General features: G+C 68.2%; 13 protein-coding genes and 3 pseudogenes. 5 read left to right on the plus strand and 11 right to left on the minus strand.

All coding sequences use genetic code 11. From position 1 onward, the window contains the following. Window positions 1-373 (plus strand): annotated as a pseudogene (locus tag ACIQU6_RS41440) (hypothetical protein); the annotation flags it as partial. Here ACIQU6_RS41440 and ACIQU6_RS41445 read toward each other — a convergent pair. From ACIQU6_RS41445 to ACIQU6_RS41460, 4 genes are all read right to left on the minus strand, one after another. Next, window positions 370-1410: a hypothetical protein gene (locus tag ACIQU6_RS41445; protein WP_403487334.1), complete on the minus strand. Its 1041-nt coding sequence runs from the start codon at window positions 1408-1410 to the stop codon at window positions 370-372. The pseudogene ACIQU6_RS41440 and the gene ACIQU6_RS41445 sit on opposite strands and share 4 nt — an antisense overlap. A 263-nt stretch (window positions 1411-1673) precedes the next feature. Continuing rightward, a complete protein-coding gene (locus tag ACIQU6_RS41450) occupies window positions 1674-2858 on the minus strand; it encodes an amidohydrolase family protein (RefSeq protein ID WP_403487336.1) in 1185 nt (394 codons plus the stop codon). A 406-nt stretch (window positions 2859-3264) separates the two neighbouring features. Further along, window positions 3265-4308: an LLM class flavin-dependent oxidoreductase gene (locus ACIQU6_RS41455; protein WP_403487338.1), complete on the minus strand. Its 1044-nt coding sequence runs from the start codon at window positions 4306-4308 to the stop codon at window positions 3265-3267. A gap of 200 nt (window positions 4309-4508) precedes the next feature. Beyond that, window positions 4509-5390, minus strand: a complete 882-nt coding sequence (locus ACIQU6_RS41460) for a helix-turn-helix domain-containing protein (protein WP_403487340.1) — start codon at window positions 5388-5390, stop codon at window positions 4509-4511. Window positions 5391-5544: 154 nt separating this feature from the next. Here ACIQU6_RS41460 and ACIQU6_RS41465 point away from each other — a divergent pair, with 154 nt between their 5' ends. Continuing rightward, entirely contained in the window at window positions 5545-6267 is a 723-nt protein-coding gene (locus ACIQU6_RS41465; protein WP_403487342.1) for an SDR family oxidoreductase, read from the plus strand. 781 nt (window positions 6268-7048) lie between these two features. Here the strand turns inward: ACIQU6_RS41465 and ACIQU6_RS41470 are convergent. The 3 genes and pseudogenes from ACIQU6_RS41470 to ACIQU6_RS41480 all read right to left on the minus strand — a co-directional run bounded on the left by ACIQU6_RS41470 (window position 7049) and on the right by ACIQU6_RS41480 (window position 10776). Next, window positions 7049-7237: pseudogene (locus tag ACIQU6_RS41470) on the minus strand (DUF397 domain-containing protein). Beyond that, window positions 7234-8072 (minus strand): annotated as a pseudogene (locus ACIQU6_RS41475) (helix-turn-helix domain-containing protein). Before ACIQU6_RS41475 ends, ACIQU6_RS41470 begins: the two co-directional pseudogenes overlap by 4 nt. A 1798-nt stretch (window positions 8073-9870) precedes the next feature. Then, window positions 9871-10776: an NAD(P)H-binding protein gene (locus ACIQU6_RS41480; RefSeq protein WP_403487344.1), complete on the minus strand. Its 906-nt coding sequence runs from the start codon at window positions 10774-10776 to the stop codon at window positions 9871-9873. 345 nt (window positions 10777-11121) lie between these two features. On the opposite strand from ACIQU6_RS41480, the gene ACIQU6_RS41485 reads away from it, so the two are divergent. Then, window positions 11122-11952 carry a helix-turn-helix domain-containing protein gene (locus tag ACIQU6_RS41485; RefSeq protein ID WP_403487346.1) on the plus strand — a complete coding sequence of 277 codons (831 nt, stop codon included), beginning with the start codon at window positions 11122-11124 and terminating at the stop codon, window positions 11950-11952. Between the two features lie 771 nt (window positions 11953-12723). Here ACIQU6_RS41485 and ACIQU6_RS41490 read toward each other — a convergent pair. The 3 genes from ACIQU6_RS41490 to ACIQU6_RS41500 all read right to left on the minus strand — a co-directional run bounded on the left by ACIQU6_RS41490 (window position 12724) and on the right by ACIQU6_RS41500 (window position 15698). Then, window positions 12724-13698: an isopenicillin N synthase family dioxygenase gene (locus ACIQU6_RS41490; protein WP_403487348.1), complete on the minus strand. Its 975-nt coding sequence runs from the start codon at window positions 13696-13698 to the stop codon at window positions 12724-12726. Between the two features lie 74 nt (window positions 13699-13772). Continuing rightward, the gene (locus ACIQU6_RS41495; protein ID WP_403487350.1) at window positions 13773-14261 is read right to left on the minus strand and encodes a glutathione peroxidase; all 489 of its coding nucleotides are present in this window, start codon (window positions 14259-14261) and stop codon (window positions 13773-13775) included. Between the two features lie 48 nt (window positions 14262-14309). Beyond that, the gene (locus ACIQU6_RS41500) at window positions 14310-15698 is read right to left on the minus strand and encodes an MFS transporter (protein WP_403487357.1); all 1389 of its coding nucleotides are present in this window, start codon (window positions 15696-15698) and stop codon (window positions 14310-14312) included. Between the two features lie 9 nt (window positions 15699-15707). Here ACIQU6_RS41500 and ACIQU6_RS41505 point away from each other — a divergent pair, with 9 nt between their 5' ends. Then, a complete protein-coding gene (locus tag ACIQU6_RS41505) occupies window positions 15708-16301 on the plus strand; it encodes an Lrp/AsnC family transcriptional regulator (RefSeq protein ID WP_403487359.1) in 594 nt (197 codons plus the stop codon). 342 nt (window positions 16302-16643) lie between these two features. Here ACIQU6_RS41505 and ACIQU6_RS41510 read toward each other — a convergent pair whose 3' ends face one another. Further along, entirely contained in the window at window positions 16644-17228 is a 585-nt protein-coding gene (locus tag ACIQU6_RS41510; protein WP_403487361.1) for a TetR/AcrR family transcriptional regulator, read from the minus strand. Between the two features lie 214 nt (window positions 17229-17442). On the opposite strand from ACIQU6_RS41510, the gene ACIQU6_RS41515 reads away from it, so the two are divergent. Continuing rightward, a complete protein-coding gene (locus tag ACIQU6_RS41515) occupies window positions 17443-18381 on the plus strand; it encodes an alpha/beta fold hydrolase (RefSeq protein WP_403487363.1) in 939 nt (312 codons plus the stop codon). Window positions 18382-19010: the final 629 nt, after the last annotated feature.

A 19010-nucleotide genomic window follows, 5' to 3' on the forward strand; every position in this document is an offset into this window, starting at 1 on the left:
CCGGCTCGACGACCTGGTGGTCTTCCACCCGCTGGGCACCGACCAGCTCCAGCGGATCGCGCGGATCCAGCTGGACCACCTCCAGCGCCGCCTGGACGGCCGCCGGCTCACCCTGGACGTCACGGCCGATGCCCTGGTCTGGCTCGCGGAGAACGGCAACGAGCCGGCGTACGGAGCCCGCCCGCTGCGCCGCCTGATCCAGACAGCGGTCGGCGACAGTCTCGCCCGCGCCATCCTCGCCAGGCAGATCGGCGAGGGCGACACTGTGCATCTCGACTCCCAGGGTGGTGAATTGTTGCTTCGCGCGGATGCGTTCCGCTCGTCGTCGGCGGGTCTCCGCGCACCGGACAGCGAAGAACGGGGAAAGCCCTAGACCCAGACGGGGCCTTCGTCGGACGTGTCCCGCTCGCCCACGGTCGGGTGCGGACCGGCCAGCGAGCTGGGCGCGGCGTACGTGATCGGCACTGAGGTGAAGACCTCCCGGAAGTCTTGGAGCTTGGCGGTAGCACCGTCGGAGCTCGACCACCCCAGTCCGTCCATGACGAGCTCTTTGTGTGCCTGGCCGCGCGCCCAGGCGGCCAGTGCGCGCGGGCGCTTGTCCCAGTCGATCCGGACACGCAGGTTGGCGTGCGTGTCGGTGACCGTGGCGCCTTCGGGGTAGGTGAAGTTGTCGGAGCGCTCATGTCCGCTGTTGTGGCTGAAGCCCGTTGTGGTCTCCCGTTTGTATGCGACTGCGGCGTTCGCGGTGCCGCCGGGAAGTCCGAGGCCCATCTGGGTGCCGGCGGTGCCGCCAGCGGTAAAGGTGGGGCCGGTGGTCCGGCCGTGGGTTTGCGTGACGCCGCTGTTCGAACTCCAGGCGTGTCCCATGCTGGCCTTCGTCAGGTCGGTGACGCGGGAGGGTTGTTCTGCCAGGTCCAGTGAGATCCGGACGCGGCATCGGTAGTTCCACGTGGTGCTGCTGCCCTCCAGTACGGGCAGGACGTATTCACCGGCGCCGATGAAGTGCGCAGCCTTGGTTGCCAGCCGATCCGGTGCCAACTCCTGTGCGAGCAGGGCATAGTTGACCTTCTTCGCCTGGAGGGCCTCGGGGAGGGCGGCGTGGACCATCTCGAAGAACGTGGGCACAACTCCCAACTGCAGTACCACGCTCCCAGGTGGCAATGGCCGTCCCTTCGCCGCCACCGCCTGGGCTCCCTTGCCACGGAGCGCCTCGAACCGTGCCTGGTGGTTGCGCCGGCGGATCTTCTCCTGCTGACGGGCGAACAGCCCGCCGACCACGTCGGGGGATGCCGGCTTCTGGGTATGCGAGAGCCAGGTTGCTGGAGGGGCGGCCGTGGCAGGCCGTACCGGCTGCCGGCCATCCTGGAATCGCCGGATCTGCTGTAGAGGTTCGCTCCGGGGCATGGGCACCGCCAAACGATCGCTAACAGGTCGTCAGAGAAAGCTCTATCAGTCCGGATTTGCACGTGTCGTCGGGCAAAAGTTGACGGAGAAGTGCCACCTGGCGATGCACGGGGGACCTTCTGTCTGGCGGCGGAGGGCAGGAATCCTGTTCGCCGCCGGCCCGGAAACAGGCGAATCGGCATGCAACGCCGACACCACTGTGGGTGTCTCCAGGGCCCGCCCACACCCACACCCACTCCCGCCACAGCAGTCAGGCAGCCGCGGCCCGGTCAACGCACCCGTCGTCCCTCCCTGAACACGGCCCGCACCTCACGAAGCGCGGAGAGGTCGGACAACAACCCGCCAGACACCGCCAACAGATCGGCATCCATCCCCCGCGCGATCCGGCCCTTGCGGTGCCCCACCCCGCAGGCGGCCGCGGCCTCGACGGTCGCGGCACTCAGCGCCTGCACCGGCGTCATCCCCAACTCGGCGAGCGCCGCGATGCCGTACGGAAGAACGTCGTGCGGCTTGCCCGGCGCGATGCCCGCATCGCTGCCAGCAACCATCCGAGCCCCGGCGCGATGCAGCCGAGCGCGCACCGCACGTACACCGTCCGCACAGGCCAGCACGGACGCGGAGACCGGGCGAGCCCCCGGCAGGCTGCCGACCGTGGTCCCCACGACGACACCCCGCACCGCGATGCTGCGGATGGTCAACAGGTCGGCCTCGACGCCTGTTTCGCTCAGGAACGTCACATGCTCCAGGCTGTCGAAGCCGGCTGCGAGCGCGTCGACGACGGACGCTCCTGGATGCACGTGCGCAGCCGTCGGCATTCCCAGTCGGTGTGCCTCCTCGACGGCCGCCCGTAGCTCGGCGAACCCGTACTGCGGCAGATGCGCCGTGCTGCCCGCCGTCAGCACTCCGCCGCTGGCCATCACCTTGACCACGGAGCAGCCCCGGTCATGGCGCTCACGCACCGCGGCCCGGACGGCCTCGACCCCCGCGGCCTCGCCCCCGAGGAAGTGACAGTGCCCGCCCGGCGTGGTGATCGGCGGCCCGGACGCGACGATGTGCGGGCCCGGCCGAACCCCGTCGGCGATCTCCTGGCGCAGCGCCAGTGACAGGTATCCACGGTCGCCCAGATCGCGCACGGTGGTGATGCCGGCGCGCAGCGCCCTGGCCGCGGCGTCGCGCATGCGCGCCAGCAAGGTGGAGTCGTCGGCCGCCACCAGCCGCGCCACCACATCGTCACTCGCGTCGAACGCCAAATGGACGTGGGTGTCGATCAGTCCAGGCAGCAGCCAGGTGTCCGGGCCCAGATCGACGAGTTCGGCTTCGGCCGGGGGAGCGGCCCCGGTGGTGTCGACATCGAGAATCCGGCCCTTCTCGATCAGGACCATGCCTGCTCCCAGGACCGCGCGGCCGTCGAAGAGGTGGCCCGCGCGCACGGCCCGAAGTCGGCAATCCGTCATCGTTCTTCCTTCGCGGATCTGTGAAGTTCCTTGCGGCTCGATGAACTTGAGCTCAAACCGACCACCACACGGCGCAGCGGCACGGGTATGTGGAGGGCAGCGAGACGCAACTCATCGACGGCCGTCCAGTACGCCGTCGCGAGGACGCCCGAGCACCGCGGCGTGGGCGACAACGGCCGCGCCCGAGGACCGCCGTGTTCTCCCTATCGAGAGTTTCCGTACGCGTCCCATCATGGGTGCGAAGTGCGCACAGCGGGAGTGACGAAAGCCTTCTCCGAAAGTGGACACTTCCGCGAACGCCCAGGTGTCGCCCTACGGGAGATGACTACGAGACCTCGATGGCTGATGGCCGGCCCAGACACCCGCACGCCTTGGGTGAAGGGGACTCAGGCTCACCGCAACCCCGTCAGCTCCCGAGCCGGTCGCGAACCAGTGGGATGACCTCGGTCGCGAAGCGCTCGATGAACGGCGAGCGGCCGGCTGACAGCGGGGCCGGCATCGGGTGCGCGACGACCACGGAGAGGGGCAGGCCCTCTTCGAGGACGGTCGTCAGTTGTGCGGCGATCATCGCGGGCGTCCCGTAGAGGGCGAAGGCGTCGGCCACCTCGTCGGGCAGGAAGGACACGATGCGGCCTGATGCGGTCAGGTCGGCGGCGTGGTGGAAGTCCGGCCACACCTTCGACTTGAGCTCGTCGATAGGGGGTCCGTTCCACTCGAACCCCGGAGGGGCGAACAGTTGGGGTGAGTACTCGTAGTAACCGGCGGCCATGGAGCGGCTGATCAGGGCGGCGCGTTCGAGGTCGTCGTCGAGCACGGTGTGGAAGACGGCCCCGATCCTGATCCGGTCCGGGTCGCGGCCGGCCTGTGCCGCCCCGGTACGTACGGCTTCGACGGCCGCGCGGAGGTTGGCGGGGTGGCGTCCGACGCGGATGAACACTCCGTCGGCGACCTGGCCTGCCATGCGTAGCGTGCGCGGTCCGGCGGCCGCGATCCACACGGGGACCGGGGCTGCGTGGGTCAGGCGGGCGCGTCGGGCGGCGGCCGGTGCCGCCACCTCGTCGCCGGACAAGAGCTCCTTGGTGAGGGTGACCGCTTCGGCGAGGCGGGCCACGGTGGCCGGGCTCTGGCCCATCAGTCGGACCGCTGTGTCGCCCGCGCCGTAGGTGAGCATCGTCCTGTCGGGAGCCAGGCCCGCCACTGTGGCGATCGACGAGGCGATCACCGCGGGATGCCGCATCACCGGATTCTCGATGAGCGGTCCGAGCCCGATGCGCTGCGTACGCTCGGCAGCGAACGCCAGGTTCACATACGGGTCGCGCAACAGCAGCGGGGTCGACGGGATGAACGCGTGGTCCCAACCGAGACGTTCGGCCCGCTCCACATCAGCGGCGAAAGCCATGGGGGAGGTGAAGTCGAAGCGATTCACGCCGAACGCAGGTACCGCTGCCATGTCACCCTCCACGCCGAGGTCTCGGACAGTGATCGTCAGTCTTCCGTCTTCAGTCGTCGAAGTCCGACTCACACCCAGAAAAGGTCCAGGAAAAGAACTATGCAGCAGTTGGTAGGGAGTCATGACATTCTGCGGGCTTCTGCTCCAGCACGATGACGGCGACACCGCTTTCGCCTACCGACCATGGACCGGCGCGACGGCTACGCGCGATCACCGGCTCGCGGTGCGGGGGCGGACCACCCGGCGAGCAGGCGCAGGGCGTGGTCGGAGGGGCTGTCGGGTTCGGCGGTGTAGAGGTAGAGGGTTTGGTCGGGGTCGTCGGGGAGGGTGAGGGACTCGTATTCGAGGGTGAGTTCACCGGCGAGGGGGTGGCGGTAGAGCTTGGTGCCGTGGGTGTATTCGAGGACGTCGTGGTCGGCCCACCACTGGCGGAAGTCCTCGTCCCGCACGGACAGCTCGCCGACGAGTTCGGCCAGGCGCGGGTCGTGCGGGTGGCGGCCGGCGTAGAGGCGCAGGGCGGCCACGGTGCCGCGGGCGGCGGTCTCCCAGTCGGCGAGGAGGTCGTGGGCGGTGGGGTCGAGGAAGATGAAGCGGGCGAGGTTGCGCTCGCGGTGGGGTAGGGCGTCGAAGTCGGTGTAGAGGGCCTTGGCGAGCGGGTTGGCGGCGAGGACGTCGAGCCGGTGGCCGAGGATCATCGCGGGCGTGGTGGTCAGGGCGTCCAGGGCTCGTAGCAGTCCGGGCCGCACCCGCTGAACCGGCGCGGGGCGTCGGCGGCCGGTGCCCGGCCTGGGTTTGGCCAGGTCGAACAGGTGGTTCCGCTCGGTGGGGTCGAGGCGCAGGGCGCGGGCGACGGCGTCCAGGACGGCGGCCGAGGCATTGGGGGTGCGGCCGCGTTCCAGGCGGACGTAGTAGTCGACGCTGACGCCGGCCAGCTGGGCGACCTCCTCGCGGCGCAGGCCAGGCACCCGGCGCCGGCCGGCGTGCGGGCCAAGGCCCGCCTCGTCGGGGCTGATCCTGGCCCTGCGCGAGCGCAGGAAGTCCCGCAGTTCCAGATTGGGTCCGCGCTCCGCCGACGTGCTCATTCCTTCAGGCTAGAACGGTGCGCGGGGGCCGGGCGCCGCGAGAGGGGGTCTGCCGGACCCCCGGTGGGTCCGGGCTCCCGTGGCGGCACGCGCGAGGCCCGGCACGGTGATCTCCTGGAATGCGACAGCGCACACCACCTCGGAGGTTCTCCTCATGGCCAAGCCCCTGATCGTCATCACCGGCGCGAGCTCCGGCATCGGCGCCGCGACCGCCCGCCTGCTCTCCGCGCAGGGCCACCCGCTGCTGCTGCTCGCCCGCAGGCTGGAGAAGCTGGAGGAACTCGCCCTGCCGGACACGCTGTGCCGCAAGGTGGACGTCACCGACCGCGCCGCGGTGGAGGCGGCCGTGCGCGAGGCGGAGGAGCGGTTCGGCCCCGCCGACGCGATCGTCAACAACGCCGGGGTCATGCTGCTGGGCCGGATCGGTGACCAGCCGGTCGAGGAGTGGGACCGGATGGTCGACCTCAACGTCAAGGGCGTGCTGTACGGCACCCGCGCGGTGCTGCCCGGCATGCTCGCCCGCGGCGCCGGCACGATCATCAACGTCAGCTCCGTCGCGGGCCGCAAGACCTTCGCCAACCACGCCGCGTACGTCGCCACCAAGTTCGCCGTGCACGCCCTGTCGGAGAACCTGCGTGAGGAGGTCGCCTCGGCCGGTGTACGGGTGGTGACCATCGCCCCCGGCGCAGTGGAGACCGAACTGCTCTCCCACACCAGCGACGAGCAGATCAAGGACGACTACGAGGCGTGGAAGAAGTCCGCCGGGGGCGCCCTGGACCCGCAGGTGGTGGCCGAGGCCATCGCCTACGCCTACCGCCAGCCGCAGAACGTCACCATCCGGGAGATCGTCCTGGCCGCCACCGGCCAGGAAGCCTGAACCGGGCCGGAGCGGACCGCTGAGCTGGCGATCCCAGGCCAGATCCCCAGCCCTCGCCGCCGCCCGTGGCCGGGAGGCTCAGCGGGCCTGGGGGCGGCGGCGTGGTGGGCGAGTGCCCCTTCGGCGGTCACGGGGGTGAAGGGTTCCAAGGCGGTGACGTGGAAGCGCTTCAGGCGAGGGTAGGGCGTCACACGGCGGTCGGGGCCGGTCGCACGAACCGCGCTGGCCGGGGACCACGGCCGCCGGGATCAGGTCGAGGCGGGAGTTCATGTCCAGCTCGAACCGGCCCTATGTAGCGGTCAGTTGGTGGTCCAGGTCATCGTCCCGGTCTGGCACGCGGAGATCGAAGTTCCCGACGCACGGGCGAACACCATGATCAGCCATCTGCCGGAAGTGACCTACTCCCAGTTCACCGCGGCGATGGATACTGCGGGATGTGACTGGACTCGGGGCGAGACTTCCCCGGCAGTGCACCGTGGAGAGCGAGGCGCATTTGATCCGGACGGGATTGGTGTTCGTCACCGACGAGGGCCACGACGGGCCTCCGCTCGCGGACCCGCAGCCGAACAAGGCCGTCTCCTCCGCGTTCCACGACTGCTGGAACACCCTTGCGCGACCTGGGAGACAGCGCAAGGCGCCCCCGTCGGGAGATACCCCGGCGGGGGCACCGCTGGGTGTGGCGGTCAGTAGCCGGTGCCCTGGCCAGCGTGATGCGGGTAAGCGAAAGCCCCGCCGCTTCGTAGAGGTAGGGCGGCGGGACACGGCGGGCTGGCGAGGCCCATCAGGCGCAGGACTTAGCGAACTGCACCAGGCCGGCGAACGCCTGCGGGGTCAGGGTGAGGGTGGGGCCGTCGGGGGCCTTGCTATCCCGGACGGGGACGATGCTCGGGACATTGACGGCAACCTCCACGCAGTTACCGCCGTTGTTGCTGTAGGAGGACTTGAACTAGCGAGGAGATTCGGTCGTCACAGGGTGCCCTTTCGTACCTCATTGATCATGGCCACCGATGCTGCCTGGGGCAGCGATTCGGCCCGTAGTTGATGGTAGGCCGTCAGCAGCGGCAGCACGGCTGCCGTATCGCGCTCTACGTGGCCTCGCAACTGGGACTCCGCGTACGCGATCACCGAAAGGTCCGACATCGTCAGTAAGTTCATTGGGAGATCAAACGTGCGGCGCTCCCCTATGCCGTACGGGGCAATCTGAAGCACGGTGTTCGGCTGCTCGGCGAACTGCACTAACCGGTCAAGTTGCGCGTTCATGACCTCGGGGCCGCCGACCTGTCTGCGAACGCAACTCTCGTCCATCACTACTAGCAGTGTGGGAAGGCGGGACCGCTCCACGGCTTCCTGCCTCTTCGCCAGGAACGAAACGCGCTCATCTGCCTGTTCGGGTGTGATGGCGCCCCGCCGCGCAGTATTGCCTGCCAGCACCCGCGCGTACTCCGGCGTCTGTAGCAGTCCAGGGATGATCCCGATTTCGTACAGCCGGATCTCTGCCGCCTTGCCCTCGTACTTGACGTACTCCGGGAAGCCTTCCAGCAAGTTGCCGTGCTTGATCTGTCTGTACTCAAGCTCGAACGAGGCATCCGTGCCGGCCAGCCCCAATGCTACGTCAATGGCCTTGGAAAGACGGGGGGTTGGAGGTTTCCGACCATTTTCGACGAATGAAATATGCACGCTGGAATAGTCCGTGCGGCTGGCTAGGTCCTCTTGGGCCCATCGCCGCGAGTCTCCCGCAGGCTGCGCAAACGTGCCCCGTAGGCCGCTTCGGGAGACGCGTCCGGGTTCAACTCGTTCTTGTTCACGGTCCGTTCGCCTACTTACCTTCCGTAGTCGGTGAGTTGATTGATTCCCTGGCTGGGTCCACTCGGAACTTCCCCGGTAGCGGAATCGCTACGCAGAGGCAAGGAGGGTACTCCTATGACCAGTCCTGCTCGCACGCCCTATCAGGTGTGCGCCGATGAGGGAACGCACTTCGATGACGTTCTGAAGGCAATCGGCATCCACGCAGACCCGAGCACCGGGCACGTGACGGAGTGGGGAGACGGTGTGCGCCTCCACTGGGTCGTCCCGACCCGCCTCACCCCTAACCAAACCGCCACTGTGGCACGGCACTTGAAGGCAGGGCGACGGTGAGCGGCAACACTGACGACTTGAGCAAGTAGAACAAGGAAGTCAACGACCGCTCCCAAGGGTCGGACAGCGGGAAGAACACCGGCCGGAAGTGGTAGCCGTGGGTGACTACTGCCGCGATCAAATGCGGGCCCAGGAAGACCCGGTGACGCTGGGCGAACTCGCTGGACTGAACCCGAAACCCGTCCCCGGGTGTGCCAAGTGCCAGTCGTGGAACGAGAAACGGAGTCAGGCACGCGCCCGCAACGACTACGCTGCGGCGGTGGTGGCCAGCGAGACGATGTGGAAGCACCAGCTCAGAGGGCGGTGCCGTGCCTAGCCCTCGGCCAGCAGAGGAAGGGCAACGCGGGTACGCCATCCCCGGCGTCACGTTCGTTCCCCGCAGTGCTCCGGTACTGCCTTGTCCGTCCCCATGTCAACTCTGCGAGGAGAGGGAGCGGCATGAGCGACCTGGATCACGAGGTCGCCGGCTGCCCTTGATGCGGCACTGAGGCACACGAGAAAGCCCGAGAGGAACAGGACAGCAACGAGCCCACCCTCGGAGTCAGGGCCGTCCCAACTGTCCGCTTCATCGCGGTGGTTGTGTTCGGCGCGTGGGCCGCTGTGATGGTGCTGCTGTCCAGGGTTTTCCGCTAAACCGCGCTCCCGCTGGTGACGCCGAAGAGGTCACCCTCCTCTTCACCGAACGGGCGCGGGCGGAGCTCCACCCTCAGCGAATCCGCTAGGCCCGGCTCCACGAGTTCCTGCCCCTTTCGCGGTGAACAGGAAGCATGCGGCGTAGCACCCAGACACGCCGCGTGACCCGCGAGAGGGGCAGGCAAGAACCCCGGCCGGTCACATTCACGGACAGCAACGGCCGGCCGGGGCAGCAAGTGCACGGCGGTGCCAGGACGTTCCTGGCACGGGCAGAAGCGGGTTCACTCGGAAGGAAGGTAACTTGATCAAGTTACGCATCGCCCCGTACGCAAACAGTGCATGGACATGGGACGGCCACCGATACGTCACCGCCGACCAGGCGAGCGAGATCACCCCCGTACCACCATCCGATGGTGCAACAGGTCGCTGCCACCGACGGCATCCGGTACGACGAGCGGCCCAACGAGTCGTGTGCGCAGGCCGTCAGCCCCCGTCCCCGTGACCGCTGCCCACACCCAACTCCGCCTCGCCACACCGATAACAGCCGATCAGCGCAAGCCCTGGGAGAAGAGCACCAATACCGGTGCGACCCTCACGCCGACCCGCGTCCACCGAGGGTTCCGGCACATCCGCCCCCAACTCGCCCACCCGGCCCATGGGTCGAAACCAGCCGCCCGGGCCCCGGACGTCCATCTGGCTCCAGAAACCGGCAGCCCACCACCCGCTACGGAGTCGGGAAGACCATCAAACGTCCCGCCAGTAGCACCGAGCTTGACGGAAGAGGTCAAGGACCAAGCTCATCGCTCTCCGTCGTGGTGGCCCCCACCAGGGTCTTCAATCCGGTCGGGCTGCGCGGTACCGGGGAGCGAATTCTTCCTCCATGAACCGTTCGATGGAGGTGGGGGTGGACGTGCGGGCGGTACGCGGCTGCTCCGTCCGCATGTACCGGGAGTTAACGGCTTCGCCAACCTCGACCATCATGTCCGCGACGTTGACGGACACGCCTTTGCTTCGCAGTTCCGCATGGAAGTCGTCGAGGCTGGTCTGCTGATAGGTGAGGACGTCTGCATGCACGGCGTTCGCGATCACGCCCGCGGCTTCTCGCATGCTCACGTCGCGTTCCCCTTGGAGCTCCAGGACCTCCGTTCCGTGCCAGGTCCCGGTGGCGAGTTCCTCCGCGGCTCGGACCCCGATATCGCCGGTGGTGACGAAGGGCAGGGGAATGTCGGGATCGAAGGGGGCGCTGATGCGGTGGTGGGCCTTGGCAGTGTCGATGTGGTCCAGCAGATTCTCCATGAAGTAGCCGGCTCGCAGCCACAGCGTGTCGACTCCAGGGACGGTCGAGAGGCGCTGCTCGAAGCGGTGGAGCCCCATGACCGGTCCGGTGCCTTTGGGGTGTCGGGCTCCCCAGCTGCTGAGCCCGACGACGCGGGTCACGCTGGACTCGGTGACCGCCTTGGTCAGGGAGGCTGCCACCTGGTCCTGGAAGGCGCGGAAGTCGGGGTGGTCGGGAATGTAGTTGGGCTGGATCACCGCGTAGATGCCGTCCGCTCCACGGAAGGCATCCGTCAACGCGGCCGGGTCGGTCGGGTCGGCTTCCCACACCTCAGCGCCCCGCGCGGCAAGGTCGGCGAGCCGCTGGGCCGACCGGCCGACGGCTCGGACGCGGTACCCGGCCGCGAGCAGGCGAACAGCGGCGGCCCGTCCGGTACGGCCACTGGCGCCGGTAATGACGAACATCGACGTATCTCTTTTCCTTGGTGTTCTGTACTGGTGCCGAGAAGCCGGTCGCAATCACACGGCGCCCTGACACACGCCTTCCCCGGGGATGGGCAGGGAAGCAAGGCGGTGGCTCGGCCGAGAACCGGACCTTTCGGTAGGCGTTCGACACGCTAGCCACCCGGCGAACCGGGCGGGTAGGAGCGATACACCCACCCAGCTCGCGTGCCCGCAGTTCTGAGCGGCATCAACGCTCTGCGCGTCTTGATCTCGGCGGTGTGGCGCCAGTTGGGCTGCGCGGCCGTGGTGGCGCACAGTCGTCTCCCCCACCCACCACAGTGAACGCCCCGTCCTTACGCTGGTGGCATGAAGGGTTCAAGGGGGCACAGCAGAGGCGAACCGTTGGCGGCCTTCCTGCGTGCCAGACGGAATCGAGTGCGGCCTGAACATCACCAGCTGGCCACGGGGGCACAGCGCCAGGTACCCGGGCTGCGGCGAGACGAAGTGGCATTTCTGGCCGGCATCAGTACCGACTACTACGTCCGCCTCGAACAGGGCAGGGAACGCCGACCATCCCGCGCAGTGGTGGAGGGTCTGTGTAAGGCATTGCTGCTGGACACCATTGCGGCGCGATACCTGCGCGAACTCTCCGATACAGGGTCTGCCGTGCGCGGAGAGGCGCCCTGCATGGACACGGATCGCCTGGATGCCGTGCACCAGCTACTCGGCTCCATGACTGTGCCCGCTTTGCTGGTGAACCGATGGCTCGACATCGTGGACAGCAACACACTCGGCGGTCTTCTCCACGAGGGTTTGGAGCCCCGGGACAATTACGCCCGCCTGGTTTTCCTCGCCCCCGGAGCACAGGCATTCTTCACCGAGTGGCCCGAACTCGCCCGCTGCATGGTGGCGGCCCTACGCGCACAGGCCGGCCCCGGAGCGGGGGCGGCCCGCCTGGCGCAGCTTGTGGAGGAACTGGCCGCGCACAGCGATGTCTTCAGAACCGCCTGGGCCGAGCACCACCTCTATGAGAAGGCGATCGACTACAAACTGTTCCGGCATCCAAGGGTCGGATCGCTCGCACTCGACCAGCACGTCTTGGAACTGCCGGGAAGCGAAGGCCACAGGATCTGGGCCTTCCACCCGGCGGACGATGCGACCTCGAACGCCCTGCTCTGCCTGGCATCCCGGCGCTGACGTTCGGCCGTCCGAACCCGGAGGCCGAGGCGCCCACGACGTAAGAAGGGAATCGGCTGCCGCGGATTCCCAAGACCGTTCCTCAACTCCGCCGTCGTGCCACGGAAGCTGACCTTGGCTTCCATACCCACCCGCGAGGTCGGACCGCCCTCGACAGCACGGTGGTCCCGCCGATCGGCTAACGGGACCACACCGACACCGTGTCCACCTGAACGGATCGCGCGACTGCTGATCCACCGTCCCGGTACAGCACCGAGACGGTATTCCGCGGCATCCACCGCGTCACGGAGCGAGCGACCGCCGTCTACGGCGGTCACCTCTACGTGCACTATCCCGAGCTGGTATGGCACAGCGAGCCAAGGGAGTTGGACCCAGGCGCCGATGTATTCGGGGCGTTCGTGGACGCGGTGGACGATTCCCAGGACATGCGGCTGCTCGGCCCAACGTCAACCGTGCTGCACCTCAGGTGGGTTCGACTCCGGCACCGTAGGATCGCGCCTCGCCGAACGGCACCCGAAGTAGTTCCAGACCGCTACCTTGGTGATGGGTGGACCGGGCGCGCCCACCAGATCAGGCGACGCGCGGAGATCCTGAAGACGCTTCCGTTTGCTGAGCCGGATCACGTCGTCGAGACACGGGTATGCCTCTACCCCATTTACCTGAAACGCCCCTAATTTCGTGGCGCGTGGGGCGAGTGTGCCGCGTAGCCGGTTGGGTCCGTGTCCCAGCGACTGTTCCCCCGCAGAGTGGGGGAACAGGGTGAGTTCAAGGTCAGTGGGCTACTCGCGTCGGCTCGCCGTGCTCGTGTCCGGTGGCGATGATTTGGAGCTTGTCGCGGATGTAGTCGCCGGCGATCACGGGGTCGTGCGGTGTGCGGCCGATGGGCGCCCGTAGCGGAGTGACGCGGGTGTGAGGGGCGCAGGCGTGGAAGTAGACGAGAGAGGTGAGTTCTTCTCCGGGGGCTTCTGCGGGCGGGGGCAGGACGCGGTGGCGTCCCGAGCGCCAACGTCCTCCGGTCCAAAGGGACATGAGGTCACCGATGTTGAGGGTGACGGTGCCGGGTTCGTAAGGGGCGTCCTGCCAGCCGCCCTTGTCGTCGTGGACCTGTAGGCCGCCCTTGCCTGTCTGCCGGTCCAGGATCGTGATGAGGCCGAAGTCGGTGTGGGGGCCGATGCGGAACTGGCCGGGTGCGGCGGTTCCGGTCTCGCGGGCGGCCGGGTACCAGTTGATGTTGAAGGCCCAGTTCGGGCGGTCGGTGTGGCGCGTGAAGAAGTCGGCCGGCTGACGCAGTGCGCCGGCCATGACGTTGAGGAGCGTGTCGGCCAGGGTGCGCATCTGCGCGGTGTACCGGGCGGCCAACTCGCGCAGGGCAGGGACCTCGTCGGGCCAGGTGTGGGGGAGGAGGTGGGTGGAGGATTCGGTGGCGGATGCCCATACCTCCAGCAGGTCCGGTGGGGTGTTGGTGCCCTCCGAGTGGGCGACGGTGACCTGCTCTCGCCCGATCCAGCCTCGCTGACCGGCGTCTTGGGCGTAGTGCTTCTTGACGGTCGGTGGCAGGTGGAAGAAGTCGCGTGCGGCGTGGCGTAGGCGTGTGGGCAGGGTGGGGTCGATGCCGTGTCCGGTCACCAGGAGGAATCCGGTGGTCTGCAGGGACTGGTCGACGTGGGCGGCTAATTGCCGGCGTTCTTCGGGGTGGTTCGTCGTCCAGGAGGTGAGGTCGATGGTGGGGATGGGGGAGGTGGCCATGGGGGTTGTCCTTCTGTCGGTGGGTGAGGGTGGGTGGCCGGGGCATGGGGCGGCGACCCACCCGCGATCTGGTGTCAGGACGGCAGGACCTGTTCGAGGGCGGAGAGGACCTCGGGGGCGTCCGGTTCGGTCTGGGGGGCGAAGCGGGCGGCGACGGTGCCGTCGGGGGCGATGAGGAACTTCTCGAAGTTCCAGCGGATTTCTCCGCTGTGGCCGTCGGCGTCCGCGGCGGTGATCAGCTCGGTGTACAGGGGGTGCCGCGTCCTGCCGTGGACGTGGGTCTTCTCCGTCATGGGGAAGGTGACGCCGTAGGTGGTGGAGCAGAAGGTGGCGATCTCGTCGGGGGTGCCTGGTTCTTGGCCCATGAACTGGTCGCAGGGCACTCCCAGGACGGTGAAGCCGCGCTGGGCGTACCGCTGTTGGAGCTTTTCCAGGGCGGCGTACTGCGGGGTCAGGCCGCACTGGGAGGCGACGTTGACGATCAGGAGGGCCTTGCCCCGGTACTGGGCGAGGTTGGCCGGGCCGCCGTTCAGGGCGCCGATCTCGATGTCGAGGACGGACACGGGATCTCCTTGTTTGAATTCAGTGCAGGGGTTGGGGAGTTGGGGTGGTCATCGCGGTGTTTTGCCCGTGTGGGAGGGGACGATGGCGAGCATGACGAGCGTGGCCAGGGCGAAGAGGCAGGCGACGATGAGGAAGACCAGCCCGTAGCTCTCGGCCATCTGCGTGGGGCTTGCGGTGCCGGTGTCCTGCTTGGTGTGGGCGGCGGCGACGGCGGAGAGCGCAGCCAAGCCCAGGGCGCCGCCCATCTGGCGGGTGGTGTTGCTGATGCCGGAGGCGGTCCCGGTGTCCTCGGCGGTCACGCTGGTGGTGGTCAGGGACGTCAGTGCGGTGGCGGCGTAGCCCAGGCCCAGGGACATCACCACGCCGGGCAGCAGGAGCGCGGTCAGGTAGGTGCCGTTGGCGGTCATGGTCGCGTACTGCCACAGGGAGCCGGCCGCGGTGATGGCCAGGCCCGCGGTGATGACGGTCTTGATGCCGGTGCGCCGGGCGAGGTGGGCGGCGTTCTTCGAGGCGACCACGAGCACCAGGGAGTGCGGGAGGATGGCCAAGCCCGCCTGTAGTGGGGAGTAGTGCAGGAGGTTCTGGGCGTAAAGGTTCAGGAAGAACCACATCACCACGAACATCAGACCCACCGGCACGATGCCGACCGTTGCCGCGCGCAGGCCGCGGTTGGCGAACAGTCGCAGCGGCATCAGCGGTGCGGCCGTGCGCGCCTCCACCAGCACGAACAGTGCCAGCAGCACCAGGCCGGCGGCGAGGGGCAGCAAAGTGCCGGCCGCCTGCCAACCCAACGTCTCCGAGCGGCTGATGCCCAAGGTGGCGCCGGCCAGCCCCGCGCACACCAGCACGGCGCCGGGCACATCCAGTTTCGGCGCACTCGTCGGGCGCGTCCGGGCGAGCCAGGCAAGGGAGCCGGCCAACACGAGGAGCCCGACGGGGACGTTGATGAGCAGGACCGAACGCCAGGAGAGGTACTGCACCAACACCCCGCCCACCAGGCTGCCGGCGGCGCCACCGGCGGAGGCGACCGCGGCCCAGGTGCCGATCGCCCGGGAACGGGCGGCCGGCTCGGTGAAGGCGGTGCTCACCAAGGTCAGTGTGATCGGCGCGATCGCGGCCGAACCCAGCCCTTGTGCGGCCCGCGCGACGATGATCTGCCAGGGCTGCTGCGCCAGCCCGCCGCCCAGGCTCGCGAGCGTGAACAGGGCCATGCCGGCGAGGAATACCGTCCGCTGCCCGAGCAGATCACCCAGGCGCCCGAACAGCAGCATGAACCCCGAGAACGGGATCACGTAGGCGATGGTCACCCACTGCAATACCGCCGCGCTCATCCCCAGGTCCTCCCGCAGCGGTGGGAGTGCCACGTTCATCACCGTGACGTCGAGGATGACCAGGAACTGACCCAGGCACGCCAGGAAGGGCACCGCAGCCGGCACGAGCGCGACGTGCTGCTCCTGGAGAAACTTCCCCGCACTCCCCAAGTCACCGCAGTCAGCGCCCACTGCATGCTGCACATGTTCACCGGCGCCTCCAGCACCTGGCACGCCACCCGCTTCGGCACCGGCCCGCTCTCCGGCGACCCCGACACCCCCGTCCCGCCCGTTACGTTGGACGCCACCGACCACGCCCTCCTGAACCAACTCGCCACCGACGGACGCGCCCCGCTCGCCGAACTCGCCGCCGCCACCGGACGTTCCACCTCAACCGTCCAGCGCCGCCTGGACCGGCTCCGCGACACCGGTGCGATCGGCTTCGCCGTCGACTTCGACCACGAACTCCTCGGCTACCACCTCAGCGCCCGCCTCTGGCTCCGCGTGAGCCCCGCCCATCTACGCACCGTCGGCAAGGCCCTCGCCACCCACCCCGAAATCCCCTTCGCGGCCGCCACCACCGGCCCCTCCAACATCGTCGCCAGCGGCATCTTCCGCGACCCCCACGACCTCTACCGCTACACCGACGAACAACTCGGCCCGCTGCCCATCGACGGCCTCGAAACCGCCCCCATCCTCCGCGATGTCAAACGCCTCACCACGACCTGAACCGGCCACCGGTGCCGTCCCGTTACTTCCTGACTGGGTGACAGGCAGGGATCGATCCGATGCTCGGTGCTGTCCACCTGCGGAGGGACTCGGACCTACGGCCGGCCGGTAGGAGCCATCGAATCCGTCGCGATCCAACTTCCCTTGATCTGAGCCAGTTTGGGAAACCTGGCACTACGTCACGATTCATGTCGGGAAGCAGAGATCTTGAAGTCCCGGAGAGGCATCTCCCCACCAGGACGGGGGCGTTCCTGATCGACGTAGTAGCGGTCTGACCTGACCCCCTCATGTCACTCACCGAGTGGGCCAATCGCCGCCGTGGTTGAGGACTGGTCAGGTTCGTTACGCGCGCAACGCCTGCGACAGTGCGTCCACGGTCACGCTCACGATGGCCAGGAGCTGCGCCGGGGTCGCCCCGGCCCTGCTCATGACGGCGAGCGACTGGTTCACGGCCGCCGTGTGTACGGCGAAGGCTTCGGCGTCCTGGTCGGTGAGTCGGCTGGCCTTCAGCGCGGTGTGCAGGCGCAGGCGTTGGGAGCCGAGCGCCTGCTTGGCGTGCGCTGCGACGCTCGGGCTCAGTACGGGGATTGCCATGGCTGACTGGGCGATCAGGCATCCATCGGGTAGTTCGGGATCGGCGATGCGGTCGAGGGTGACGTCGAAGAACGCACGCACAGCGGCAACGGGTTCCGAGGCTGCACGCGACAGGGCGGCGTCGTACTTCTCGCCGTAGCGCGCGGCGTAGAGATCCAGGCAGCGCAGGAAGAGGGTGTCCTTGTCGCCGAGGGAGGAGTAGATGGAACTGCGGTTCAGGCCGGTTGCCCGAGACAAGTCGTCCAGTGAGGTGTTGGCGTGGCCGTCGCGCCAGAACTGGATCATCGCGGCGTCGAGCGCCGTGCCCATGTCGAACTGCTTCTTGCCTGCCACGGGGCACTTCCTTGTTGGTGCGTCGAGGGTTCGGGCTGTGTTGCGCACCATTCTATCTTGAACTGACCAGTTCAAGATGGGTAGCCTTCAAGCGTGGCCATGGCCAGGCATGTCGCGCACTTCGCGACCGCGCGAGAAACACACCACGTGGTCCCAGCCGCTGCCGTCAGCTACGCCGTCCCAACCGCACCCCTGACACCGATGGAGCGCCCCCGTGACCAGCCCAGCAACCAGCACTCCGCATGTCTCCGAAAGCAACCCCATCCGCGACCTGCCCCTGCAGCATCTGGCCGGATTCACTCACCGCTGGGTCGACGCGGACGGCGTCCGCCTTCATGCCGTCGATGGCGGTCAGTCGAGCGGCCCGGCCGTCGTCCTGCTCGCCGGATTCCCGCAAACCTGGTGGGCCTGGCGCAAGGTGATGCCCGGCCTCGCCCACCGGTTCCGCGTCATCGCGATCGACCTGCCGGGGCAGGGCCACTCCGAGCGCCCGGAGCGCGGCTACGACACGCACACGGTCGCCGCGCACGTCCACGCCGCCGTGAAGGCTCTCGACGTGTCGACTTACTCCCTGGTCGCCCACGACATCGGTGCCTGGGTCGCCTTCTCCCTCGCCCTCAACTTCGAGAGCCACCTGCGCGGGGTCGCTCTGCTCGACGCCGGAATTCCCGGTATCACCCTCCCGGAGGCGATTCCCACCGACCCGGATCGGGCGTGGAAGACCTGGCATTTCGCGTTCCACATGGTGCCCGACCTGCCCGAGACGCTGCTTGCCGGCCGCGAACGCGAGTACGTCGGCTGGTTTCTGAAGGTGAAGGCCCTGTCTCCCGACACGTTCGACGACGCCGAGTTCGACCACTACGCGGCGGCCGTGGCCGTCGACGGCGGCCTGCGCGCTTCCCTCGCGTACTACCGAGATGCCGCGGAGTCAGCGCGTAAGAACCGCGAGGCGCTCAAGCGGCGGCACCTGACGGTGCCGATCCTCGGAATCTCCAGCAGCCACGGCTCCGTTCCGGACATGGCCGCCTCCATCAGCCCATGGGCCGCCAATACCACCGGCATCGTCGTGCCCGACGCTGGACACTTCATCCCCGACGAGCAGCCCGAAGCCATCGCTGCCGCGGTAGAAGACTTCATCACCGACAACGTTTGACGCCCGGCGAACCTACCCGGCGCGCCGCCCAAGGTCGCGCGAGACTCAGATCGCGAAGCCTGACTGCGGTAGGAGACGGATACGGGGACGGCGTCGAGGAGTTGGCCTGCGCGCAGGTCGCAGAGCAGTGCGCGGTAGGTGCGAGTGCGCATGAGGTGAGCTCTCCGTTCAGAGCCGGTGGTGACCATGAACGGCCCTCGCTAGGCTGGCAGTTGGCCCTCCACAGGGTCGGGAGCTATGGCGACGTGCCCGAGGGGGGACATCGCTCCGGTGAAGCAGAGAACACGGATGAGCTTCTAATCGTCGAGAGCGCCGTAGGGCTGCTCGGTGGCTGGCGTGAGGGGAGTTCACCGCAGAGGGCGAGCGGGGACGGGCGTCGTGCCGGCCCCTCCCGCCGCAGCGCGGCATAGCTCTACGTCCGGAGGGTGTTGCGTTCTTCCGGCATGGCGCGGCCCAGGGCAGCCGTCATGACTCGGCGTACCCCGGACCGTGGAAGATCTCTAGGGCGCTTCTGACGGATCTCCGCGGCGTCGTGGCGTCTGGCACGCACGCTCGCGGCGTTGCCGAAATGTCCCCATAGCTCCGCTATGAAGACATCCCGGCGCCTTGCGATCGCACGCACCAGACGC

The sequence above is a fragment of the Streptomyces sp. NPDC090442 genome, from assembly GCF_044769405.1.
GTDB lineage: Bacteria > Actinomycetota > Actinomycetes > Streptomycetales > Streptomycetaceae > Streptomyces.